The sequence below is a fragment of the Rhizobium gallicum bv. gallicum R602sp genome, assembly GCF_000816845.1.
GTDB classification, from domain to species: domain Bacteria; phylum Pseudomonadota; class Alphaproteobacteria; order Rhizobiales; family Rhizobiaceae; genus Rhizobium; species Rhizobium gallicum.
Genome location: NZ_CP006877.1, coordinates 1,003,253 through 1,026,670 on the forward strand (window position 1 = coordinate 1,003,253; position 23,418 = coordinate 1,026,670).

Consider the following 23,418-nt stretch of genomic DNA (forward strand, 5'->3'; position numbering starts at 1 on the left):
TAATGAACCAATTGGAAGTTGCCTATGGCATAGGCCGTTAATCGGTTCAAGATTGCGGGCAATCATCAACTGTTAGGGATCGTAACAAAGGGTGCGCTTGTCACGAAAATTTCACAGAAACAGCCCTTCGCGCATGCTTCTCATGAGATCCGTGACCTTATCATCCGGCTTTTCCCACAACATAATGCGCAGCTCGACGATCAGGTCGCCCTTTCCGCCTGTGTCGTCGGGCAGGCCCTGGCCGGAGATTCGGATCGTCTTGTCGGATCCTGACCAGGCGGGAACGGTGACCTCGACCGGCCCGTTCGGCCCGTCGATGCGCGCTTCGGTTCCAAGGACGGCATTCTCGATCGTCACCGGCAGCACGGTACGCAGGTCGAAGCCGTCGACGGTGAAACGCGCATCGGATGCGATGTGGATGCTGACGACCGCGTCGCCTCGCTGCATGTTCGGCAGCTTGTAGCCTTGGCTCTTCAGCCGGACCTGAAGGCCTTCCCGTGTCCCGGCCGACAATGCGAAGCTTGCCTCGCGGCCCTCGCCGAGCTGCACCGTGGTCCAGCTGCCCTTCAATACGTCCTCGATCGTGACCGTTACCTGTGCGGATTGATCCGGTGCCTTTTCAGGTGCGGGCGCGCTGCCGGTAAAGCGGCGCACAAGCGATGTCAGAATGCTCAAGGGCTGGAGAATGCCGCCAGCGGCCGCAATCGTCTCCGTGCTTTCTTCCTCGGGCTTTACAGCTTCCGCTTCGAGTTTGCCTGCCTCCGCCTCTGTCCGCTTGCCGGCATTTGCCTGTGGATGAGCCGTCGCGCCGGCGCTTGCAGCCTTGGCCTGCGCGCCAAAAATGCGCACGACCATGTCTTCGGCGGATTCCGGGCTGAAGTGCTGCTGTTTTGCCGCCTCGGCGGCGGCCTTCGCAGCCTTCTGCGCGTTGGCGCGGGCGAGTTCTTCCATCACCCGTTCGGCATTCGCCTGCGCGGCCCTCGCACGGACTGCCGCCTCGCGAGCCGCCTGGCGCTGCTGCATGATCGTCTCGCCATTCATTCGCGCCTCTGCCATCCGTGCGGCCGTATCGAAAAGGCTGCGCTTCTTGGGGTCCTTCAATGTCTCATAGGCACGACCGACCTCGGCGAAACGAGCCGTTGCGGTCGGATCGCCCTGGTTGTGATCCGGATGAACGGCCTTGGCCATGTTGCGCCAGGCCGCCTTGATCTCGTCTGTCCCTGCGTCCTGAGGAACGCCCAAAATCTTGTAAGGATCGCGCATTTAATAACCGCCGGTGTTGCGATGCGGCGTGCCTGTCCTTGCCCAGCACCCCGAAGCCCAATGACAACTCTCCGCGCGCCTTCCGGCATTTCAGACGAACCGGAACACGCGTCTACTAGCCGATCGTGCGTCAGAGTTACTAATCAGTCCTTATTTTTCGGGGAGGGGAATGCGGCTTTCGCCGCAAATGGTTAGCTTTCTGCTAAGCATTGCGGCTGCGGTCCGGCTGCGATTAATCATGTCTTGAAGCGGGTCAGCCTTCCGGCTGGAAGCTCAGCAGTTGCCAGTTGCCGCCGCCGACGAGGCAGGTCTTGCCGTAGAACTTGGCAATGCCGGCATAGGAGTGCCGCGTCGTGCGGAACTGGCGGCAGACCTGGCCCTGATCGTTGTTTTCGACGATCGTGTCGATGACGCCGGCGCTGCCGGTGGAGGAATTCGCCCAGGGCAGCGGCTGGCCGGCCATCCTCTGGATGTCGGCAGAGGTGACCGCGTTGCGAACCGTCATTTCGTCGGAAAGCGTATCGGTGCTCGGCGGCGTCTGCGGCACGGTTCCGGTGGCAACCGAACGGTCCACCTTCGAATCGCTCAGGAAGTCAAAACCGCCCGTCATGCAGCCAGAAAGCGGCAGCATCGCCGCGCCGATGACGAACAACGTGGCGCAACGGCACAGCAGGCCCTTTGTATGGCGATTTGACTTTGCTATGACTTCCACCCTGCGTCCTGTCCAGTCGTGAAAAGCTGGGCATTAAACCAATAAACCCGGGGCATTTGAGCTAATATGTCGGCAAATGAGTTAATAAGCGGTGACTTCACCGAGCGCGACGAGCCGTTCAAGCTTTTCGCGGAATGGCTAAAAGATGCCGAGGGTTCCGAGATAAACGATCCGAATGCGGTAGCGCTTGCGACGGTCGATGAAGATGGCCTTCCCAATGTCCGCATGGTTCTCCTGAAGGGATTCGATAGCGACGGATTCGTCTTCTACACCAATTTCGAGAGTCAGAAAGGCCGCGAAATCTTGGGGCAGAAAAAAGCGGCCATGTGTTTTCACTGGAAAACGCTGCGACGGCAAGTGCGCGTGCGCGGTCCTGTGGAAATCGTGACCGAGGAGGAAGCCGACGCTTATTTCCAGACGCGCGCCCGCGGCAGCCGCATCGGCGCCTGGGCATCCAAGCAGTCCCGTCCGCTGGAAAGCCGTTTTGCGCTGGAAAGAGCCGTGGCCGAATATACGGCGCGCTATGCCATCGGCGAAATCCCGCGGCCGCCCTACTGGTCGGGTTTCCGCATCAAGCCGGTTTCGATCGAATTCTGGAAGGACCAGAACTTCCGCCTGCACGACCGCATCGAATTCCGCCGCAAGGCCCCGGAAGGCGATTGGCAAAAGATCAGGATGTATCCTTAAGCGGTTAACGGCCCATCAGCTTCAGCGGAATGCCGGAGGCGAGTGCCGAGACATAGCGCGGCTTCTGGTAAAAGCCATTGAGAGAAAGCCGCGGCAGATAGGTGGTGCTGCCGGGCAGGTCCGGCCGCATGACACCCGGCCGGGTCGTCACCGCGACCTTGAACCTGAGTTCGGCTGCGATTGCCGCCTCGCGACGGCTTGCTGCTTCGGGTGTGCCATATGGGAATGCGAAGGTTTGCGGCCGTTTGCCGGTAATCGCCTCTACATGGTCGGCGGAAAGCGCTATTTCCTCCCGTGCTTCGGCTTCCGGAAGCCGCGCAAGCGCGCGGTGGCTGACCGTATGGGCGCCGATGGAGGCGAGGGGGCTTGCGTCGAGAAGATTGAGTTCCGCCGCGCCCATCACGAGATCGTCGACGAGTTCGGCCGGATCGATTTCATGGTGACGGGCGAGCGCATCGATCTTCGCAACCGCCGAGGCCTCGTCGGTGCCGTGGACATGGGCTGCTAACCGCGAGAATGCGGCATGCTGATCGGCCAATGTGAAAAGCGTGATGTTCTCTTCGCCTCCGCCGAAATCGAAGTGGACCTTTCCGGCCTTCCGCAAAACGGCGGCAAGCGTCTCCCACCAGATCGTGTGCGTGCGCTCCGTCAGGCCCTTTGCCACGAATACGGTAAAGGGTGCCGCGTGCTTCTCGAAGATCGGATAGGCGTGAACGAGGTTGTTGCGGTAGCCGTCGTCCAGGGTAAAGGCTGCGAAGGGCTGCTCGCCGGCCCGTCCGTAAAGCAATGCCGGAATCTCGTCCAGCGCGACGAAACGGTACCCGTCATGCGCAAGCCGCGTCAGCGCCGCATCGAGAAATTCCGGCGTGATTTCGAGGTGTGCATTCGGCTCGAAAGCATGCGGCTCGTGCGGCCTGACATGATGGAGGGTGAAGATCGCGCCGCGCCCGCGCGCGCTGCGCATGAGCCGGAGAGCAGCGATGAGATGCGCAGCTTCGAGCCCGCCGGTAATGGCGATCCGTTTCGCGCGACTTTTCCACAGCCTGTGCATTGCGCCTCCCTGAAGACGGGCGAACCTATCAATTATGGTGTTAAGCGTTGTTGAACGTTGCATTTTCGGGTGAAATCTTTACGTTCCGTTCACCAAGAGCAAAGAAAACTCAAAAAATCAGTGTCCGTTGCGTCAAAGTCGCGCCAAATTAGCGGCTTCTGTCGCAGAACGGGACATGTTTTGGCTTCGCCGCAGTCGGCACTTGTATTGAGGGGACTTCATGAAAAGGTTGTTGGCCGCATTTCTAGCTGTGACGCTTGCCGTTTCGGCACCGATCGCGGCCATGGCCGGCAGCGCCTCCCTCATCCTCGATGCCCGGACAGGCAAGGTTCTCGCGTCCGAGAACGGTGATGTGCTGAACCACCCGGCGTCGCTCACCAAGATGATGACGCTCTACCTCACCTTCGAGGCGCTGAACCGCGGCAAGATCACTTGGGACACGCCGATCGTCATGTCGAAATACGCATCCAGCCGCCCGCCGACAAAGCTCGGCGTGAAGGCGGGCGGAACGATCACCGTGCGCGAAGCCGTCTATGGGATGATCGTTAAATCCGCGAATGATGCCGCGGCCGCGGTGGGCGAAACGCTCGCAGGCTCCGAAAGCAACTTCGCCCGCGTAATGACGCAGAAGGCCCGTCAGCTCGGCATGAACCGTACCGTCTTTTATAACGCTTCCGGCCTGCCGGATAAGCGGCAGGTGACGACGGCCCGCGACATGTCCACCCTTGGCGTTGCGCTGCTCAAACACTATCCGAGGGAATACCGGCTCTTTTCGATGACGGCGTTCACCTTCCGCGGCAAAACCATCCGCGGACATAACAACCTGATGGTTCGCTACCAGGGTATGGACGGCATCAAAACGGGTTACACGAACGCCTCCGGTTTCAATCTCGTGAGCGCCGTGCGCGATGGCAACCGCCGCGTCGTCGGCGTCGTTCTCGGCGGCCGCACGGCCCGCAGCCGCGATGCCCAGATGGCCGCACTACTCGACAAGTATCTCGGCCGCGCTTCTAGCGGCGGCAGGCTGCTTGCAAGCGTCGGCGCCAAGCAGCCGGTCGAAGTCGCCTCAGCCGCCGATGCGGATGCACCGCTTGCAGCCGCCGCGCCACGAAGCGAAGCTGAAACCGGCACCGCACCTTTCGCGCTCGGTTACTCTGACACCGCAGCCGTTCCCTTGGAGCGTCCGGCAGCACTTGAGGAAATGGCCAATGCTGGCAAGCCGCAGCCGTCGATCCGCGGCTGGCAGATCCAGATTTCCGCCGCTCCAAGCGCCGACGCCGCCCGTGCGCTGCTTGCGCAGGCAAAGTCCGCAGGCGGCACGGCGCTGAAATCCGCAACGCCCTATACGGAAGCCTTCGGCGCCGGCGCCAACGCCATCTACCGCGCCAGCTTCGTCGGGTTCGAAAGCGAGCAGGCCGCCACCGCCGCTTGCGAAGCCCTCAAGAAGCGCTCCTACGATTGCGTGCTGCTCGCCAACCAAGGCTAAGCTCCCAAACATCCTTCGCTGGACAATCCGGACGAATCGGCCTTCTCCTGTTTTGGATACAAAAGGAGAACGCCGATGCTTGCCGATCTCGCGGAACAGTTCGAATCCTCTTCCCGCCGTTATGCTCAAGTGCATGGCATCGAAAGAGATCCGGATTGGTATCTCCTGAAGCTGCAGGAAGAAATGGGCGAACTCACGCAGGCCTGGAACCGCCTGAGCGGCAGAGGGCGCCCGAACGGCAAGGCGCCGGACGAGCTGAAGCAGGACCTCGCCGACGAAACGGCGGACATGCTCGGCCACATCCTGCTTTTCGCCCGCCAAAACGGCATCGACCTCGCACGAGCGATCGAGCGCAAGTGGCTGTTTAGGCCGTGAGCTGGGTGCGCTTCAGGAAAGTCGACTTGCCACGCAAGCTCCCGGCGATCGACCACCCGCCCTGTTCTTCGGTGTAAGACGCGCTCCCTTTCGTTCGTCCAGGGGAGCGGCTCGTTCATCAGCTCAAAATACCTGCCTTAGCGTCTGGCGGGCCTCAAAACGCGTTTCATGCGCCGAACATCCAGGCGAGGTGATATTCAGCAGGAACTTCTGCCGCCAAAGATTACTCCTGAACTGAGACTCTGGTCCGGTGGACGATCGCTAGACTTCCCTCCGGTAGAACTTGTTGTCCACGGCCATCAAGGGGAAGGAGCGGGGAAGGTCGCCGCGCTTGATCTCAGTGAAGCCGTTCTTCTCGTAAAAGCGATGCGCGGCCAGGAACCTGTCGGTCGTGCCAAGGAAGATCTCGAGAATGCCGTGCGCTTTGGCATGGGTAAAGAGCGTGTCGAGCAGCCTTGCGGCAACGCCGTATCGGGGCCCGCGCACGGGCGCGGCGACGAACATCTTGCGGAGCGCTGCCCGGTTGTTGCCGATATCCTTGAGGCCGATCGTGCCGACGATGACGCCGTCAAGCTCCGCGACCCAGAACTGGCCCTTGCCGGACTGGTAAAAATCCGGGATGACCTGCAGATCCGGTTGGTCGTCGGCTGTGATCGCGAAGCCGAATTCGTCGCGCTGGATCGGCAGGATGACCGAAAAGACGCCATCGATGTCAGGGGCGGCGAAGGGTCTAATCTCGATCTCGCTCATCGCCACCTCCGGATCGTCAGGTTGTCGTGCCGCCAACGGTCACCTGGTCCATGCGCAGATGCGGCTGTCCGACGCCGACCGGAACCCACTGCCCGGCCTTGCCGCAATTGCCGATGCCGGTGTCGAGCTTCATATCGTTGCCGATCATCGATACGCGCTTCATCGCATCCGGGCCGTTGCCGATCAGCATCGCGCCCTTGATTGGTGCGCCGATCTTGCCGTTTTCGATGAGGTAAGCCTCGGTGCAGCCGAAGACGAACTTGCCGGAGGTGATGTCCACCTGGCCGCCGCCGAAGGAGACGGCATAGATGCCCTTCCTCACCGAAGCGATGATCTCTTCCGGCATCTTGTCGCCGCCGAGCATGTAGGTGTTGGTCATGCGCGGCATCGGCACATGGGCATAGCCCTGGCGGCGGCCGTTGCCGGTCGGCTGCATGCCCATCAGCCGGGCGTTCTGGCGGTCCTGCATGTAGCCGACGAGCTTGCCGTTCTCGATGAGCACGTTGTAGCCGGAGGGCGTGCCCTCGTCGTCGATGGTGATCGAGCCGCGTCGGCTATCGATCGTGCCGTCATCGACCACGGTGACGCCCGGTGCAGCCACCATCTGGCCAAGCAGGCCGGCGAAGGCCGAGGTCCTTTTGCGATTGAAATCGCCTTCGAGGCCATGGCCGACCGCTTCGTGCAGCATAACGCCCGGCCAGCCGGAGCCGAGAACGACATCCATTGTGCCGGCCGGCGCTTCGATCGCTTCGAGATTGACGAGTGCCTGACGAAGCGCTTCGTCGGCGCCGTACTGCCAATTGCCCTCGGCAATAAAATCGCCGAAGCCGATGCGCCCGCCGCTGCCATAGGAGCCGCTTTCCTGCCGATCGTCCTTCCCGACGATGACGGAGATGTTGATGCGCGTCATCGGGCGGATATCGCGAACGCGATGACCATCGGCGCGCAGGATATCAACAACCTGCCAGCTTGCGGCGACTGAGGCCGTCACTTGGCGCACCTTGTCGTCCTTGCCGCGCAGGTATGCATCGATATCGGTCAGGACTTTAACCTTCTCTTCGAAGGTTGGCGAGCCGATCGGGTTCTCGTCGCCGTAGAATTTCTTGTTGGTGCGCTGGGGCGCTGCGGCGTAGCTGCCAGAATAGCCCTTCGTGACCGCTCCTACGGCCTCTGCCGCGCGCTTCAGTGCCGCAACCGAAAGATCGCCTGCATGTGCGTAGCCGACCGCTTCGCCGGCGACGGCGCGAAGGCCGAAACCCTGCTCGGTATTGAAGCTTCCGCCCTTGAGGCGGCCATTGTCGAACATCAGCGATTCCGCCTGCGCATGCTCGATGAAGAGCTCGCCGTCATCGGAGCCGGAAAGCGCCTCGGCAACGTGTTTGCGCATCGTCGTTTCGTCGGCGTCGAACAGCGTCAGCAGGTCGGTATTCATAGTCGTATTCTCCGCTTCGAAGCAGAAACGCTTCCAGGCCGATGTAGGTCCGCAGAGCTGTTCGAGCAAGCCCCTATCAGGGCAGGGCGTCGTAGCCTTCTGCAAAGCCCTTGAGGTCGACCGGAATACCGATGCCTTCTTCGGGCGTCTGGAAGACGATGAAAGTGGCGCTGGTGCCGCTGCGGAATGTCTTCAGCAGCTCGTCTTCGAGCACGACTTCGGCGTAGCAGCCGTCGGCAAAGCAGCGCACGAAATAGGCGCGGCCGATGTCCTTGCCGTCGACATTGAGGCCGAGGCCGTTCGGCAGCAGGACACCGAGCGGCGCCAGAACGCGGAGGATCTTCGACTTGCGGTCGGCGGTCTTCAGCACGACGACCGAGAGGCCGACCTCCGGCCGGTCTTCGGCAATCACGTTCTGCATCAGCGCGCATTGCTCGGCCGAAGCGCCAGCCGGCTTGTCGCAGACGACGGACCATGCGCCGTGGTTGGACTTCACGGTTCCGGGGGCCTGTGGCTGGCTTTGTCCGGGCGTTGCCTGCTGCGGGCGATCCGGTTGCGCTGGTGCCGGCTGTGCTGGTGCCGGTTGCTGGGCAGGCGGCTTCGGCGCAGGCTGCTGCTGGGCAAATACGGGGGTTGTCGCCGCGGCTGCGATGCTGGTGGTCAGAATAAGCGACCGCGCGAGGGAACGGAAACCCATGGAAACCTCTGGAATTCGAATCAGTGCCGCTATTGTTGAAGGCCGCCATCGGAAATGAAAAGCCCCGCCCCGTCAAAACCGGGGGACTACGGCAGAAATAGGACCTTTCGCCGATATTGTCGGGAGGGCGGATTGGTTGCAGCCGGTCTTTTTCATATGACCATGAAAATCTTCAGGAATGTTTTGCCCTGGCTGCGGAATTTGACTTTAGGCAAAAATGCCGCATAGACAATCGCTCTGGCCTGTTGCGGTAGATGGCAAACTGTGGTTTGAAGCGCTGAAGATGGCAAGGATTCTGCGTTCGATTTGTGGCAGATCAAGCGCTCGAGGGAGATACTAAGGTGATTAAGAAGGCTTATGCAGCACTGGCCGCGCTGGTCTGTCTGCTTTTTGCTTCCGGCAGTCTTGCCGATCAGCCGCTGCCGTGGCAGGCAACGCTGCAGCCGGCGGCAACGCCGATCATGCGGGAAATCCGCTGGTTCGAACAATATACGCTGTGGTTCATCGTTCCGATCACGCTTTTCGTTCTCGTGCTGCTGATCGTCGCCTGTTTCAAGTTCCGCGCCAGCGCCAATCCGGTGCCTTCGAAGACGAGCCACAACACGCTGATCGAAGTCATCTGGACGGTCGGGCCGGTTCTCGTTCTTCTCTTCCTTGCCGTTCCGTCGTTCAACCTTTTGACGGCGCAGCTCACCCTACCGGAAAACCCGGATGTCACGCTGAAAGCGACGGCCACCCAGTGGCAGTGGAATTACGAATACGCAGGCACCGGCGAGACGCCGCTCGCCTTCGATTCCTACCTGCTCAAGGATCCAGATCGCGCAGCTGCCGGCAAGTCCGACCTCGCCACCTATCCGCGTCTGCTCGCCGTCGACAACGAAGTGGTTCTGCCGGTCAACAAGACGGTCCGTGTTCTCGTGACGGCCGCTCCGACCGACGTTATTCACGCTTTCGCCATGCCGTCCTTCGGCATCAAGATCGACGCCGTTCCCGGCCGTTTGAATGAAACCTGGTTCAAGACGGAGCGCGAAGGCCTGTTCTACGGCCAGTGTTCCGAGCTCTGCGGCAAGGATCACGCGTTCATGCCGATCGCGATCCGCGTCGTGTCCGAAGACAAGTACAAGCAGTGGCTGACGGCTGCCGCTTCTGATCTTCCTGGAGCCTACAAGGCTCTCCTGGCTGCCACCGACGGTCCTGCAAAGACCGTCGACGTCGCCGAAAACATACAGTAATAGAAGGGGCTCGGGACAATGGCTGGACCTTCCGCTCACGATCATTCTCATGATCACTCGCATGACGCTCATGCGCATGACGATCATCACGACCACTCGCACAAGCCGAGCTTTGTCAACCGCTGGTTCTTTTCGACGAACCACAAGGACATCGGCACGCTCTACCTGATCTTCGCGATCATTGCCGGCATCGTCGGCGGCGCGCTCTCTGTTGCCATGCGCATGGAGCTTCAGGAGCCAGGCATCCAGATCTTCCACGGCCTGGCCTCGATGGTCTATGGTTACGAAGGCGACGCCGCCATCGACGGCGCCAAGCAGATGTTCAACATGTTCACGACTGCGCACGCGCTGATCATGATCTTCTTCATGGTCATGCCGGCGATGATCGGCGGTTTTGCCAACTGGATGGTGCCGATCATGATCGGTGCGCCGGACATGGCATTCCCGCGTCTGAACAACATTTCCTTCTGGCTAATCGTTCCCGCCTTCCTTTTGCTCGTGCTTTCGATGTTCGTCGAAGGCCCGGCGGGCGCTTACGGTGCCGGCGGCGGCTGGACACTCTACCCGCCGCTTGCCACCTCCGGTACGCCCGGTCCGGCGGTCGATCTTGCGATCTTTGCGCTGCATGTCGCGGGAGCCTCCTCGATCCTCGGTGCGATCAACTTCATCACCACGATCCTGAACATGCGCGCTCCGGGCATGACGCTGCACAAGATGCCGCTCTTCGCCTGGGCCGTTTTGATCACGGCTTTCCTGCTGCTGCTCTCGCTGCCGGTTCTGGCAGGCGGCATCACCATGCTGCTCACCGATCGCAACTTCGGCACGTCGTTCTTCGCGCCGGAAGGCGGCGGCGATCCGATTCTTTACCAGCACCTGTTCTGGTTCTTCGGTCACCCGGAAGTCTACATCCTGATCCTGCCAGGCTTCGGCATGGTCAGCCACATCATCTCGACCTTCTCGCGCAAGCCGGTCTTCGGCTACCTTGGCATGGCATATGCCATGGTCGCGATCGGTGCCGTCGGCTTCGTCGTCTGGGCCCACCACATGTATACGGTCGGCCTGTCGCTCGATGCGCAGCGCTACTTCGTCTTCGCGACGATGGTCATCGCCGTTCCGACGGGCGTGAAGATCTTTTCGTGGATTGCAACGATGTGGGGCGGCTCGATCACCTTCCGCACGCCGATGATCTGGGCGATCGGCTTCATCTTCCTGTTCACGGTGGGCGGCGTGACGGGTGTTCAGCTCGCTAACGCCGGTCTCGACCGCTCGCTGCATGACACCTATTACGTCGTGGCACATTTCCACTACGTTCTGTCGCTCGGTGCCGTTTTCGCCATCTTCGCCGGCTGGTACTACTGGTTCCCGAAGATGACCGGCTACATGTACAACGAGTTCGTCGGCAAGCTGCACTTCTGGGTCATGTTCATTGGGGTCAACCTGGTGTTCTTCCCGCAGCATTTCCTCGGCCTTGCTGGAATGCCGCGCCGTTACATCGACTATCCGGATGCATTTGCCGGCTGGAACTACGTTTCCTCGATCGGCTCCTACATCTCGGCCTTCGGCGTGCTGATCTTCCTCTTTGGCGTCTTCGAAGCCTTCGCCAGGAAGCGCGTCGCCGGCGACAATCCGTGGGGCGAAGGTGCCACGACGCTCGAATGGCAGCTGCCTTCGCCGCCGCCGTATCACCAGTGGGAACAGCTCCCGCGCATCAAGTAAGATGCTGATATTCCGGGCGCCGCATGCAAATGCGGCGCCCGGCCTTGAAGAATGCAGGACGGAAGAATGAGGGTCATAAACAATCACGAGGTACTTGTGAACGACGGCGAACATCTCCTGTCGGAAGCCAGTGCGCGCGATTATTTCGAGCTTCTGAAGCCGCGCGTCATGTCGCTCGTGGTCTTCACGGCTTTTGCCGGCCTCGTGCTGGCACCCGGCCACATCAATCCCGTGCTCGGCCTGATTTCGATCCTCTGCATTGCCATCGGCGCAGGCGCCTCGGGCGCGCTTAACATGTGGTACGATGCCGATATCGACGCCATCATGACCCGCACCGCGCGCCGCCCGATTCCGGCAGGTCGCATCACGCCGAAGGAAGCACTGGCCTTCGGCCTGATCCTCTCCTGTTTTTCGGTCGTCATCCTCGGCCTCGCGGTCAACTGGCTCTCGGCATCGATCCTCGCCTTCACGATTTTCTTCTACGTCGTCATCTACACCATGTGGCTGAAGCGTTCGACGCCGCAGAACATCGTCATAGGCGGTGCCGCCGGCGCCTTCCCGCCGATGATTGGCTGGGCGTGCGTGACGAATTCGGTGACGATCGAAAGCACCGTCCTGTTTCTCATCATCTTCCTCTGGACGCCGGCGCACTTCTGGGCGCTCGCGTTGTTCAAGATGCGCGATTATGAGGCCGTCGGCGTGCCGATGCTGCCGAACGTATCTGGCGAGCGCGCCACCAAGCACCAGATCGTCGCCTATGCCGTATTGACGGCCGTGTGCGGCGTCGTTCCGTCCTTCCTCGGCTTTGCGAGCGCGGGATATGGTCTTGTCGCGGCATCGCTCGGCGCGGTCTTCATATACTGTTCGATCGCCGTCTGGCGCATGCCGGATGGCGATCCCAAGATGATCCCGGCGAAGAAGCTTTTTGCTTTCTCGATCTTTTATCTCTTCGCCATCTTTTCTGCCCTGTTGATAGACCGGCTCGCTTCCATGCTGGTCTCGCATGCAGGAGGTTTGCTTTGATGGAAACGGTCAAGCTCACGGAAGCGCAGCGCAAGTCGCGCCGCAACCGGAACATCGCTCTCGGCCTCGCCCTTGCTGGCCTTTGCGTTCTCTTCTACGCCATCACCATCGTGAAGTTCACCGGGCACGGAGGATAAACCGATGAGCGATACCGTAAACGCACAGAACAAGCAGGGCCGCAACAACGGCGCCGTCGTCTTCATGTGCCTGAGCTTCGTCATCGGTATGACGGCGATGAGCTATGCCGCGGTTCCGCTCTACCGCATCTTCTGCCAGATGACGGGTTACAACGGCACCACGCAGCGTGTCGATCAGGCGTCGAGCGTCATCCTCGACCGCAAGATGCGCGTGACCTTCGACGCCAATGTGGCGTCGGGCCTGTACTGGGACTTCAAGCCGGTGCAGCGCGAGGTCAATCCGCGCATCGGCGAGACCATCCAGGTCAATTTCGTGGCGGAGAACAAGTCGAACGAGACGCAACGCGGCCAGGCAGTCTTCAACGTGACGCCGGGCGAGGCGGGGGTCTACTTCAACAAGATCCAGTGCTTCTGCTTTACCGAAACGGATCTGAAGCCGGGCCAGAAGCTTGAAATGCCCGTAGTGTTCTATATCGATCCGGATATTACCAAGGCCGTCGAGTCGAAAGACATCCACACGATTACGCTGTCATATACGTTCTACCCGAAAGAGGGACCGGAGCCGGTGGCTTCGAACGAGGGTAGAGCGCAGAAGGTTGAAAAGAAACTTTGATTGAGGATCGTTTCCGGCTATGCCGGAGGCGAAGCGAAGGAAGACATCCCGGGGATCTGACATGGCCGATGCGCATCAGAAAAATCACGACTACCACATCATCGACCCAAGCCCGTGGCCGATTTTGGCGTCGCTTGGCGCCTTCATCGTAACATTCGGCGGCGTCGGCTATATGCGCTACCTGAACGGCGGTTCGCTCCATCTTTTTGGCGTCGAATGGGCCCAGCCCTGGCTGTTTTACATCGGCCTCGTACTGATACTCTATGTCATGTACGGCTGGTGGGCCGATACGGTGAGGGAGGCTCATGAGGGTGCCCATACCCGCGTCGTCTCGCTGCATCTGCGCTACGGCATGATCATGTTCATCGCCTCGGAAGTGATGTTCTTCGTCGCCTGGTTCTGGGCCTATTTCGACGCCAGTCTCTTTGCGAATGAAGCAATCCAGGCGTCGCGCCTTGCATATACTGGTGGCCAGTGGCCGCCGAAGGGCATTGAGGTTCTCGATCCCTGGCACCTGCCGATCTACAACACCGTCATCCTGCTGCTGTCCGGCACGACGGTCACCTGGGCGCATCATGCGCTGCTGCACAATGATCGCAGAGGTCTCATTCAGGGCCTGACGCTCACCGTCCTGCTCGGCGTCCTGTTTTCCGGCGTCCAGGCTTACGAGTACATGCACGCGCCCTTCGCGTTCAAGAACTCGATCTACGGCGCCACCTTCTTCATGGCGACCGGTTTCCACGGTTTCCACGTGCAGATCGGAACGATCTTCCTGCTGGTCTGCCTGCTGCGCGCGCTGCGTGGCGACTTCACGCCGAAGCAGCACTTCGGTTTCGAAGCCGCCGCCTGGTACTGGCATTTCGTCGACGTCGTCTGGCTCTTCCTGTTCTTCTGCATCTACGTCTGGGGCGGCTGGGGCGCTCCTGTCGCGGCAGGCTGATGGACCGAAAGAAAATTAGCAAGGCGGGAGCCATCGGCGCCCGCCTTTTTTCATCGCTACCTTGAAGCAGCGATCCGCTCGAAGGCCGATGGCTCCGCAATTCCGAGATCGAGTTGGTGCCGGATCGCCTCGGCGCATTCATATGGCGTCAGTACCGAGGTATCGAGCTCGAGATCGTAGATACCCGGCCTGTGCACCTCCTCCTGCCAGCGCCGCACGGGGTCCGGAACAGGGATCTCGCCATTGCCTCTTTCGTAAAGATTCTCGCGCCCGGGCTCCTCGATGTTGCGGCGCTTCATGATGGCGTCGAGCGGGCAGCGCACACCGACGAAGAGAACCGGGAAACCTTCAAGCCGCCGGGCGCAATCGGTGAGAATCCCGAGCGGCTGCGAAAAGGCGTCGTGATGACCGAGGTCGGCAACGACGTTCAGCCCGAGCCCGGCATGGATGGCGATGGACTCGTAGAGTGCCGCGTAGAAGAACGGCACCAGTTCCTCAAGATCGGGGCGCTCGCCGCCGGGGCGAAGGCCGATGCCCGGCAGGTAGCGCGCCGGCGTCGCGGCATTGTAGATGTCGACGCCGAGGTTCATCCAAGGTCCTTCGAACTGCTGCTGAACGGCTCTCGCGATCGTCGTCTTGCCGCTTCGCGGCGCCCCGTTCAGGATCACGATCTGGCCCGCAGGGTTCTCGTTACTCATCAGCTTCTTCTTCTGTTTGGCGCGAATCGCTGAGGCGAAATCGCGCAGCTATTTCCTTTCGTCCTGCAGATACTTTATGGGAGAGTTAAGGCGCGGCTGAAAATGATCTCCGGCCGAAAGGAAGACGATGAGCCAAGACAGTGCAAATTTTCCCCCTGTGGATCCCGTAAGGACCGGGATGCGGGGCTGCTGCCCGCGCTGCGGACAGGGAAAATTGTTCGATGGCGTGCTCGCGGTGAGGCCACGCTGTGCAGCCTGCGGCCTCGATTATTCCTTCGCCGATTCCGGCGATGGCCCCGCCGTCTTCGTCATTCTCATCGTCGGCTTCATCATCATCGGCTCCGTGCTCTGGCTGGAGGTGAACTATTCGCCGCCGATCTGGCTGCACATTCTGCTGTTCGCTCCGTTGACGATCGCTCTTTCGCTGGTGGCGCTGCGTTGGTGCAAGGGCATCCTGATCGCCGTGCAATACCGCCACAATGCCCGTGAAGGACGCATTTCCAGTGACTGATACCCAGGCCGTGGCTGCGCGTCGCAGGCTGCCGGTCTTCACCGGCATTGCCGTGCTGATTGCTCTCGCCATCCTCGTCTCGCTCGGCACCTGGCAGGTGGAGCGCCTGCATTGGAAGGAAGGGCTGATCGCCAGTATTGCGCAGCGCCGCGCCTCGTCGCCGGTACCGCTCGCCGATATCGAGCGGATGCTCGCCTCGGGCGGCGACATCGAGTACCGGCCCGTCACGACAACCGGCCGTTATGTGAACAACAAGGAGCGGCACTTCTTCGCCACCTGGCGCGGCCAGACAGGCTATTACATCTACACCCCGCTTGAGCTTGCCGGCGGACGCTACCTCTTCGTCAATCGCGGCTTCGTTCCTTTTGAGAACAAGGAGCCGGAAATGCGCATGCAGGGCCAACTGACCGGCGAGCAGATGGTCACCGGCCTGACGCGCAAAAAGTTGCCTGGAAAACCTTCCCGGCTTGTACCGGACAACGATGTCGCTAAGAACATCTTCTACTGGAAAGACCTCGACGTGATGGCAGCAAGCACTGGTCTCAACAAGGCGAGCGTCTTGCCCTTCTTCGTCGATGCCGATTCGACGCCCAATCCGAAAGGCCTGCCGATCGGCGGCGTCACCGACGTCGACCTGCCGAACAACCACTTGCAATATGCCTTTACTTGGTATGGCCTGGCGGCGGTGCTGGTCGTGATCGTTGCGATCTCGTGGTTCCGCGGGCGCGGCAAGCCGGCCTCGCAATAGTATCGCTTCAATTCCTTCTTATATTGGGCTAGACAGCCCCTATCCCAGATTACCGGACATGACATGAACATAGCGGCGAAACCTCCATTGACGATCAGGCTTTGCGGACCGCGCGGCTTCTGCGCCGGCGTCGACCGCGCCATCCAGATCGTCGTGCTGGCGCTGAAGTCCTATGGCGCGCCCGTCTACGTCCGCCACGAGATCGTACATAACCGCTACGTCGTCGAGGGACTGGAGGCCAAGGGCGCGGTCTTCGTTGAAGAACTCGATGAAATACCGGCAGAGCACCGAGCCCAGCCCGTCGTTTTTTCTGCGCACGGCGTCCCGAAGTCCGTTCCCGAAGATGCGAACGCCCGCAATCTTTTCTATCTCGATGCCACCTGTCCGCTGGTTTCCAAGGTTCACAAGCAGGCGATGCGGCACAATCGCCTCGGCCGCCATGTCGTGCTGATCGGCCATGCCGGTCATCCGGAAGTCATCGGCACGATGGGTCAGCTTCCCGAGGGCTCGGTCTCGCTGATCGAGACGGTCGAAGACGCCGATGCCTATCAGCCTGCCGATCCCGACAATCTGGGCTACGTGACCCAGACGACGCTTTCGGTCGACGACACGGCCGGCGTGATTGCGCGTCTCGAGCAGCGTTTCCCGAAGCTGACGGCACCCGCCGCCGACTCGATCTGCTATGCCACGACCAACCGCCAGGAAGTGGTCAAGCAGGCCGCATCCGGCTGCGACCTCTTCATCATCGTCGGTGCGCCGAATTCCTCCAACTCCAAGCGCCTTGTCGAAGTCGCGCTGAGGGCAGGGGCAAAGAAGTCGATCCTCGTGCAGCGCGCCGCTGAACTGGACTGGAACGAGATAGGTCCGATTTCGACGCTTGGCCTTTCCGCCGGTGCCTCCGCGCCGGAAGTGATCGTCAACGAGATCATCGAGGCCTTCCGGGCGCGTTTCGACGCCAGGGTGGAGCTTGCCGAGACCGTGCAGGAAAACGAGCATTTCCTGGTCAACCGGGAACTGCGCAACATCGAGCTGACGACGGCTGACATGGCTTTTGTGAACGGGGATTAGAGGCTTGGATCGTGCCGCTTACCCTCCTCTGCCGTGCCGGGCATCTCCCCCACAAAGGGGGAGATCGGCAGTAGCACCGTCTCCGGCAATCGCGACGAAGACGATAGAGTGCAAGGCAAGACGCATGCTTTTGATCTCCCCCTTGTGGGGGAGATGTCACGAAGTGACAAAGGGGGGTATCCCCATGCGCTTCACCACTGCCCCTTTGCGTATTTAATGTGAGAGCCCTCCTTGGCAGTCTATACCGATATTTCAGAAGACGATTTGAAGTGGTTTTTGACGGAGTATGATGCCGGCACTTTGCTTTCCTACAAGGGGATTGCCGAAGGCGTCGAAAATTCCAACTTCCTGCTGCACACCACCAAAAAGCCGCTGATCCTCACGCTCTACGAAAAGCGCGTCGAAAAGGCAGACCTGCCGTTCTTCCTCGGCCTGATGCAGCATCTTGCTGCCCGCGGCGTGTCCTGCCCGCTGCCCCTTCCGCGCAAGGACGGTGCGCTGCTCGGTACGCTTTCGGACCGACCGGCGGCGCTCATTTCCTTCCTCGAAGGCATGTGGCTGAGGAAGCCCGAGGCCAAACATTGCCGCGAAGTCGGCAAGGCCCTGGCGCAGATGCATATCGCCGCCGAAGGTTTCGAACTGAAGCGGCCGAACGCGCTGTCGCTGGAGGGCTGGAAGTTGCTTTGGGATAAGTCCGAGGCGCGCGCCGACGAAGTCGAGAAGGGCTTGTCTGCCGAAATCCGGGGCGAGATCGATTTCCTCTCCGCCCACTGGCCAAAGGACCTTCCGGCCGGCGTCATTCATGCCGATCTCTTCCCCGACAACGTCTTCTTCCTCGGCGATGAGCTGTCCGGCCTGATCGATTTCTATTTCGCCTGCAACGATCTGCTTGCCTACGACGTCTCGATCATTCTCAACGCCTGGTGCTTTGAAAAGGACGGAGCCTACAACATCACCAAGGGCACTGCCATGTTGGAAGGCTACCAGAGTGTTCGGCCGCTCAACAGTGCCGAACTCGCAGCGCTTCGTGTGCTTGCGCGAGGTTCTGCGCTCCGCTTCTTCCTGACTCGCCTCTATGACTGGCTGACGACGCCGGAAGGCGCAATGGTCACCAAGAAGGATCCGCTCGAATACCTGCGCAAGCTGCGCTTCCACCGGCAGGTCGCATCGGCCGTTGAATACGGGCTTTCGGCATGAAGCACGTCGATATTTTCACCGACGGCGCGTGCTCAGGCAATCCCGGTCCTGGCGGTTGGGGCGCGATCCTGCGTTATGGCGACATTGAAAAGGAACTCTCCGGCGGCGAGGCGGAGACGACCAATAACCGCATGGAGTTGATGGCGGCGATTTCGGCGCTCTCGGCGCTGAAGACGCCCTGCGAGGTCGACCTCTATACCGACAGCGCCTACGTCAAGGACGGGATTTCCAAGTGGATTTTCGGCTGGAAGAAAAACGGCTGGAAGACCGCGGACAAGAAACCGGTGAAGAATGCCGAGCTCTGGCAGGCGCTGGAGGAAGCCAGCAACAAGCATAAAGTGACGCTCCACTGGATCAAGGGCCATGCCGGCCATCCGGAGAACGAGCGTGCCGACGAGTTGGCGCGCATGGGCATGGCGCCCTTCAAGAGGCGGTAGGGCGGCAAATCCGGGGAGGTGATATTGCGCATCATTTCGCTGAATGCCTGGGGCGGCAAGCTGCATCGGCCGCTGATGGACTATTTCCGGGCTGCTGAGGCGGACGTGCTCTGCCTCCAGGAGGTTACCCGTTCCGTGACCGTCAAGAGCGACTGGCTGGAATATCGCGATGGCAGCCACATCCTGCCGCAGCGCGCCAACCTTTTCGAGGAGATCAAGGCGGTTCTTCCCGAGCATGACGCCTTCTTCTCGCCGACGGCGAGAGGCGAGCTTTTTGATGACGAAAACAGCGTGCCTTCGGAATTCGGTCTTGCGACGTTCGTGCATCGGTCGGTTGCGGTCATCGGCCACGCCGCAGATTTCGTGCATGGCGAATTCTCGGCAGATAGCTACGGAGAGCATCCGCGCGCCCGCAACGCCCATGCCCTCCGCCTTTTCGACTATGGGGCCGGTCAAGCGATCACGATCGCCCACCTGCATGGCCTGCGTGACATGGCCGGCAAGGGCGATACGCCCGCACGCCGGGGTCAAGCCGACGCGCTAGTCAGCTTGATCGGGCAGATCTGGCGCAAGGGCGAGCCTCTCGTCGTCTGCGGCGACTTCAACGTGCTGCCCGGAAGCGTCATGTTCGATGTGCTCGGTGGTTTCGGCCTCACCGATCTCGTCACTTCCCGCGGCTTCACGGATACGAGAACATCGCACTATGCCAAAGACGGGCGTTTTGCGGATTATATGCTGGTGACGCCTGAAGTCGGGGTCGTGCGCTTCGACGTCGTCGGGGAACCGGAAGTGTCCGACCATCGGCCGCTCTTGCTGGACATTGGGTAGCCTTCAGCACGGGTTGCCTCCAATATCGACGCCTCGTCGTTATTCAGACTAAGAAACTGCCTAAATAGCGAGCATTGCAACGGACTGTTTCGCGGCCCAGGTGGGAAAGCCGTTGTAAATGAAAGATTTGTAAAAACTGGCATATGGCTTGCTTACCCGTCTTGTATGCAAGACAGCCATACATCCGAAAGCACACAGAGCAACATCGAAGAGGCCATCGTTTCGGGCATTCTTTCCGCCCGGATCCGGCCCGGCACGCGGCTCAGCGAAAACCAGCTTGCGTCAGTCTTCGGCGTTTCGCGAACCCGTGTGCGCGAGGCGATGATGAGGCTCGAAACGCGCGGCATCGTCACCGTGAGCCCCCGGCGGGGCTGGTTTGTGGTCGAGCCGTCCGCTGAAGAGGCGATGACCGTCTATGAGGCAAGGCGTGCTATCGAATCCGGCCTGCTGCGGGGCATGCGCGCGCTGACGCACGAGGGCCGCACGGTTCTCGTCTCCCACCTCGACGAGGAAAAGGCTGCGATGGCTGCAGGCGACCGCCAGCGCCTCACCTGCCTCATGGGTGACTTCCATATCCGCATCGCCGAACTCGGCGGCAACCCGATCCTTGTCGACATCCTGCGCGATCTGACTGCCAGGACAATCCTGATTTCGATGCTCTATCAGTCGGAATTTCACGCAGTCCAATCTCATGAGGGGCATTGCCGCATCTTCGAGGCCATGGCAGCAGGCGATTTCGTCAAGGCCGCCGAGCTCTCCGTCGAACATCTGGACGAGGTGGAAACGGGCCTGGACCTCACGACCCGCCCGGACCCACTCTCGGAATTGCGCAGCTCGCTGTCGCTGCCTCCCAAGACGATGTCTTCCCAACCGGCAGGCACACGAAAAACCGCAACTTCAAAGGAGAAATGAACACATGCTGACACGAAGAACATTCTTTGCAATCGCAACCCTCGCAGCCGCTGTCGGCTTCGGTTCGGTTTCCCATGCCGATGCGCTTGCCGACATCACCGCGCGCGGCACGCTGCGCGTCGCCGTCCCACAGGATTTTCCGCCGTTCGGCAGCGTCGGCACCGATATGGCGCCGATGGGCTATGACATCGACATGGCCAATCTGATTGCCGAAAAAATCGGCGTCAAAACCGAACTCGTGCCGGTCACCAGCGCCAACCGCATTCCCTATCTGCAGACGAACAAGGTCGATCTGGTTATTTCCAGCCTCGGCAAGAATCCGGACCGCGAAAAGGTCATCGATTTCTCCGCGGCCTATGCTCCCTTCTATAACGGCGTGTTCGCACCAGGTGATCTTTCCGTCGCCAAGGTGGAAGATCTTGCCGGCAAGACGGTCGGCGTCACCCGCGGCGCCGTCGAAGACCTCGAACTGACGAAGATCGCGTCTGCCGATGTCACGATCAAGCGCTACGAGGATAACAACGGCACGATTTCCGCCTTTCTCTCCGGTCAGGTCGAGGCTGTTGCAACCGGCAACGTCGTTGCCGCCGCCATTCTTGCCAAGAACCCCCCGAAGCGACCCGAGCTGAAGTTCCTGATCAAGAACTCGCCCTGCTACATCGGCCTCAGCAAGGAGCAGCCAGCGCTTCTTGAAAAGGTGAACGGCATCATCGCGGCCGCCAAGGCCGATGGTTCGCTGAACGCCATTGCCCAGAAGTGGCTCGGCGCCGACCTCCCGAAAGACCTCTAAAAACCGGTCCAGCATGGTCATCCCGCCACCGCGGGGTGACCACTCGCCGTCGGTAATCAAAGAGGGGACAGTGTCTTGAGCTACCATTTCGAATTCGGTTGGCTGCTTCAATATTACCCGCAGATCGTCAAGGGAATCGTGATCACCATCGAGCTGATCTCGATTGGCGGCGTGCTCGGCATTTTGCTCGGCACCTTCTGTGCCTGGGTGCGCGCGCTCGGCCCGGCCTGGCTGAAGCCCGTCGTTGCGGCCTATGTCGAGCTGATCCGCAATACGCCGTTCCTGATCCAGCTCTTCTTCATCTTCTTCGGCCTGCCGTCGCTCGGTCTGCAGCTTTCTGAGCTGACGGCCGCCAATCTTGCCATGATCGTCAACCTCGGGGCCTATAGCTGCGAGATCATCCGCGCCGGCATCCAGGCGACGCCGAAGGGACAGTTCGAGGCGGGCGCAAGTCTTGCCATGACGCCTTTCGAAACCTTTCGACATGTCGTTCTCGTGCCGTCGCTCCAGCGCATCTGGCCGGCACTCTCCTCGCAGGTGGTGATCGTCATGCTCGGCTCCTCCGTCGTGTCGCAGATCGCCGCCGAGGACCTGACCTTTGCCGCCAACTTCATCCAGTCGCGAACCTTCCGCGCCTTCGAAGCCTACATCGTCTCGACGGCCCTCTATCTGGCGCTGGCGATCCTGCTCCGGCAGCTTTTGATGGTGGCCGGCGGGTTCATCTTCCCGAGGAGACTTGTCCGATGATAGAGTTCACGCTCTGGGATATCCTGCGTAACCTGCTGCTCGCCACGCGTTGGACGGTTCTGCTCTCGCTCGTTTCCTTCATCGGGGGCGGCACGGTCGGGCTCGGCCTGCTCTTCCTGCGCATCAGCAAGCGGAAGTCGCTGCGGGCGCTTGCAAAATACTACATCGAGCTTTTTCAAGGCACGCCGCTCCTAATGCAGCTCTTCATCGCCTTCTTCGGTCTCGGCCTTTTCGGCATCGACGTGCCGGCATGGCTTGCCGCCGGCCTGGCATTGATCCTGTGGGCCGCCGCCTTCCTCGCCGAAATCTGGCGCGGCTGCGTCGAAGCGGTTGCGAAAGGCCAATGGGAAGCCTCCTCCAGCCTCGGCATGGGCAGGCTGCAGCAGATGCGCTACGTCATCCTACCGCAGGCGCTGAGGGTCGCCGTGCCGCCGACGGTCGGCTTCTCCGTCCAGGTCGTCAAGGGAACGGCGCTCACCTCGATCATAGGCTTCGTCGAACTATCGAAGGCAGGCACCGTCGTCACCAACGCCACCTTCCAGCCCTTCACTGTCTACGGGCTCGTCGCTCTTATCTATTTTGCGCTTTGCTGGCCTCTGTCGAAGAGCAGCCAGATCCTCGAAAGGAAGCTCAATGTCGCTCATCGAAATCACTGAAGTCCGCAAGAGCTATGGCACGAACGAGGTGCTGAAGGGCATCAACCTGGATGTGGAGCCGGGCGAGGTCATTGCCGTCATCGGCAAGAGCGGCTCGGGAAAATCAACGCTGCTGCGCTGCATCAACGGCCTCGAGACCATCACCCGAGGATCGATCTCGGTGGCCGGCGCCCAGCTTCTGGACGACGAATTGCATCTGAAGGCGCTCAGGTTGAAGGTCGGCATGATCTTCCAGCAGTTCAATCTCTTCCCTCACCTGACGGCCGGCGGCAATGTCATGCTGTCGCAGTCGGTCGTCAAGAAGACGCCGAAGGCAGAGGCTGAAGCGGTCGCCCGCAAGATGCTCGATCGCGTCGGTCTCGGTCACAAGTTCGACGCCTATCCCGACGAGCTTTCCGGCGGCCAGCAGCAGCGTGTCGCGATTGCCCGGGCGCTTGCCATGCAGCCGATCGCGCTGCTGTGCGACGAGATCACCTCCGCCCTCGACCCGGAACTCGTCGCCGAGGTTCTGGCTGTCGTGCGGGAGCTTGCCTCCGAGGGCATGACATTGCTGATGGTGACGCACGAGATGAAATTCGCCCGCGACGTCTGCAGCCGCGTCGTCTTCATGCACCAGGGCCGCGTCCACGAAATCGGCCCGCCGGAAGAAGTCTTCGCCAACCCGAAAACCGCCGAACTCAAGCAGTTCCTCGGCGTGCATTAGGGGGCGTTC

The 23,418-nt window shown here is 60.7% G+C and carries 27 protein-coding genes; 20 read left to right on the forward strand and 7 right to left on the reverse strand.

Annotation, left to right across the window (positions count from 1 at the left end):
* Positions 1 to 111: 111 nt before the first annotated feature.
* Together RGR602_RS04895 and RGR602_RS04900 are read right to left on the reverse strand one after the other, a co-directional pair.
* Entirely contained in the window at positions 112 to 1,263 is a 1,152-nt protein-coding gene (locus RGR602_RS04895) for a DnaJ C-terminal domain-containing protein (RefSeq protein WP_039844180.1), read from the reverse strand.
* 253 nt (positions 1,264 to 1,516) lie between these two features.
* Positions 1,517 to 1,975 carry an RT0821/Lpp0805 family surface protein gene (locus RGR602_RS04900; RefSeq protein ID WP_039844181.1) on the reverse strand — a complete coding sequence of 153 codons (459 nt, stop codon included), beginning with the start codon at positions 1,973 to 1,975 and terminating at the stop codon, positions 1,517 to 1,519.
* Between the two features lie 66 nt (positions 1,976 to 2,041).
* On the opposite strand from RGR602_RS04900, the gene pdxH reads away from it, so the two are divergent.
* A complete protein-coding gene (pdxH, locus tag RGR602_RS04905; RefSeq protein WP_039844182.1) occupies positions 2,042 to 2,662 on the forward strand; it encodes a pyridoxamine 5'-phosphate oxidase in 621 nt (206 codons plus the stop codon).
* A 4-nt stretch (positions 2,663 to 2,666) separates the two neighbouring features.
* On the opposite strand, the gene RGR602_RS04910 is transcribed toward pdxH, so the two are convergent.
* Entirely contained in the window at positions 2,667 to 3,713 is a 1,047-nt protein-coding gene (locus tag RGR602_RS04910; RefSeq protein ID WP_039844183.1) for a polysaccharide deacetylase family protein, read from the reverse strand.
* Positions 3,714 to 3,933: 220 nt separating this feature from the next.
* On the opposite strand from RGR602_RS04910, the gene RGR602_RS04915 reads away from it, so the two are divergent.
* Positions 3,934 to 5,199 carry a D-alanyl-D-alanine carboxypeptidase family protein gene (locus tag RGR602_RS04915; RefSeq protein ID WP_039844184.1) on the forward strand — a complete coding sequence of 422 codons (1,266 nt, stop codon included), beginning with the start codon at positions 3,934 to 3,936 and terminating at the stop codon, positions 5,197 to 5,199.
* Positions 5,200 to 5,274: 75 nt separating this feature from the next.
* Complete coding sequence (locus RGR602_RS04920) at positions 5,275 to 5,574, forward strand: pyrophosphohydrolase domain-containing protein (RefSeq protein ID WP_039844185.1); 300 nt, start codon at positions 5,275 to 5,277, stop codon at positions 5,572 to 5,574.
* A 261-nt stretch (positions 5,575 to 5,835) separates the two neighbouring features.
* Here RGR602_RS04920 and RGR602_RS04925 read toward each other — a convergent pair whose 3' ends face one another.
* From RGR602_RS04925 to RGR602_RS04935, 3 genes are all read right to left on the reverse strand, one after another.
* Positions 5,836 to 6,324: a GNAT family N-acetyltransferase gene (locus RGR602_RS04925; protein WP_039844186.1), complete on the reverse strand. Its 489-nt coding sequence runs from the start codon at positions 6,322 to 6,324 to the stop codon at positions 5,836 to 5,838.
* 16 nt (positions 6,325 to 6,340) lie between these two features.
* A complete protein-coding gene (gene tldD / locus RGR602_RS04930) occupies positions 6,341 to 7,756 on the reverse strand; it encodes a metalloprotease TldD (protein WP_039844187.1) in 1,416 nt (471 codons plus the stop codon).
* A 76-nt stretch (positions 7,757 to 7,832) separates the two neighbouring features.
* A complete protein-coding gene (locus tag RGR602_RS04935; protein ID WP_022716481.1) occupies positions 7,833 to 8,453 on the reverse strand; it encodes an invasion associated locus B family protein in 621 nt (206 codons plus the stop codon).
* Positions 8,454 to 8,794: 341 nt separating this feature from the next.
* Here RGR602_RS04935 and coxB point away from each other — a divergent pair, with 341 nt between their 5' ends.
* From coxB to RGR602_RS04965, 6 genes are all read left to right on the forward strand, one after another.
* Positions 8,795 to 9,685, forward strand: a complete 891-nt coding sequence (gene coxB, locus RGR602_RS04940; RefSeq protein ID WP_039844188.1) for a cytochrome c oxidase subunit II — start codon at positions 8,795 to 8,797, stop codon at positions 9,683 to 9,685.
* 18 nt (positions 9,686 to 9,703) lie between these two features.
* On the forward strand, positions 9,704 to 11,401 hold the full coding sequence (gene ctaD, locus RGR602_RS04945; RefSeq protein ID WP_022716479.1) for a cytochrome c oxidase subunit I: 1,698 nt from the start codon (positions 9,704 to 9,706) through the stop codon (positions 11,399 to 11,401).
* A gap of 66 nt (positions 11,402 to 11,467) precedes the next feature.
* Positions 11,468 to 12,424, forward strand: coding sequence for a heme o synthase (locus RGR602_RS04950; protein ID WP_022716478.1), 957 nt, complete (start codon positions 11,468 to 11,470; stop codon positions 12,422 to 12,424).
* Complete coding sequence (locus RGR602_RS36875; RefSeq protein ID WP_022716477.1) at positions 12,424 to 12,561, forward strand: hypothetical protein; 138 nt, start codon at positions 12,424 to 12,426, stop codon at positions 12,559 to 12,561. Before RGR602_RS04950 ends, RGR602_RS36875 begins: the two co-directional genes overlap by 1 nt.
* A 4-nt stretch (positions 12,562 to 12,565) precedes the next feature.
* On the forward strand, positions 12,566 to 13,174 hold the full coding sequence (locus RGR602_RS04960; RefSeq protein WP_039844189.1) for a cytochrome c oxidase assembly protein: 609 nt from the start codon (positions 12,566 to 12,568) through the stop codon (positions 13,172 to 13,174).
* Positions 13,175 to 13,235: 61 nt separating this feature from the next.
* A complete protein-coding gene (locus tag RGR602_RS04965) occupies positions 13,236 to 14,114 on the forward strand; it encodes a cytochrome c oxidase subunit 3 (RefSeq protein ID WP_039844190.1) in 879 nt (292 codons plus the stop codon).
* A 56-nt stretch (positions 14,115 to 14,170) separates the two neighbouring features.
* Here RGR602_RS04965 and RGR602_RS04970 read toward each other — a convergent pair whose 3' ends face one another.
* A complete protein-coding gene (locus RGR602_RS04970; protein WP_039844191.1) occupies positions 14,171 to 14,812 on the reverse strand; it encodes a chloramphenicol phosphotransferase CPT family protein in 642 nt (213 codons plus the stop codon).
* 127 nt (positions 14,813 to 14,939) lie between these two features.
* On the opposite strand from RGR602_RS04970, the gene RGR602_RS04975 reads away from it, so the two are divergent.
* From RGR602_RS04975 to RGR602_RS05025, 11 genes are all read left to right on the forward strand, one after another.
* A complete protein-coding gene (locus tag RGR602_RS04975; protein ID WP_039844192.1) occupies positions 14,940 to 15,323 on the forward strand; it encodes a DUF983 domain-containing protein in 384 nt (127 codons plus the stop codon).
* Complete coding sequence (locus RGR602_RS04980) at positions 15,316 to 16,071, forward strand: SURF1 family protein (protein WP_039844193.1); 756 nt, start codon at positions 15,316 to 15,318, stop codon at positions 16,069 to 16,071. The genes RGR602_RS04975 and RGR602_RS04980 overlap by 8 nt, the downstream gene beginning before the upstream one ends.
* A 63-nt stretch (positions 16,072 to 16,134) precedes the next feature.
* A complete protein-coding gene (gene ispH, locus RGR602_RS04985; RefSeq protein ID WP_039844194.1) occupies positions 16,135 to 17,139 on the forward strand; it encodes a 4-hydroxy-3-methylbut-2-enyl diphosphate reductase in 1,005 nt (334 codons plus the stop codon).
* Positions 17,140 to 17,370: 231 nt separating this feature from the next.
* A complete protein-coding gene (locus RGR602_RS04990) occupies positions 17,371 to 18,336 on the forward strand; it encodes a homoserine kinase (protein WP_039844195.1) in 966 nt (321 codons plus the stop codon).
* Entirely contained in the window at positions 18,333 to 18,773 is a 441-nt protein-coding gene (gene rnhA, locus RGR602_RS04995) for a ribonuclease HI (RefSeq protein WP_039844196.1), read from the forward strand. The genes RGR602_RS04990 and rnhA overlap by 4 nt, the downstream gene beginning before the upstream one ends.
* 24 nt (positions 18,774 to 18,797) lie before the next feature.
* On the forward strand, positions 18,798 to 19,601 hold the full coding sequence (locus RGR602_RS05000) for an endonuclease/exonuclease/phosphatase family protein (RefSeq protein WP_039844197.1): 804 nt from the start codon (positions 18,798 to 18,800) through the stop codon (positions 19,599 to 19,601).
* A gap of 165 nt (positions 19,602 to 19,766) precedes the next feature.
* Positions 19,767 to 20,513, forward strand: coding sequence for a GntR family transcriptional regulator (locus RGR602_RS05005; RefSeq protein WP_052451485.1), 747 nt, complete (start codon positions 19,767 to 19,769; stop codon positions 20,511 to 20,513).
* Between the two features lie 4 nt (positions 20,514 to 20,517).
* Complete coding sequence (locus tag RGR602_RS05010; protein ID WP_039844198.1) at positions 20,518 to 21,303, forward strand: transporter substrate-binding domain-containing protein; 786 nt, start codon at positions 20,518 to 20,520, stop codon at positions 21,301 to 21,303.
* 75 nt (positions 21,304 to 21,378) lie between these two features.
* Entirely contained in the window at positions 21,379 to 22,050 is a 672-nt protein-coding gene (locus RGR602_RS05015) for an amino acid ABC transporter permease (protein WP_039844199.1), read from the forward strand.
* Positions 22,047 to 22,706, forward strand: a complete 660-nt coding sequence (locus RGR602_RS05020; RefSeq protein ID WP_039844200.1) for an amino acid ABC transporter permease — start codon at positions 22,047 to 22,049, stop codon at positions 22,704 to 22,706. The genes RGR602_RS05015 and RGR602_RS05020 overlap by 4 nt, the downstream gene beginning before the upstream one ends.
* Complete coding sequence (locus RGR602_RS05025) at positions 22,684 to 23,409, forward strand: amino acid ABC transporter ATP-binding protein (protein ID WP_039844201.1); 726 nt, start codon at positions 22,684 to 22,686, stop codon at positions 23,407 to 23,409. The genes RGR602_RS05020 and RGR602_RS05025 overlap by 23 nt, the downstream gene beginning before the upstream one ends.
* Positions 23,410 to 23,418 lie beyond the last annotated feature (9 nt).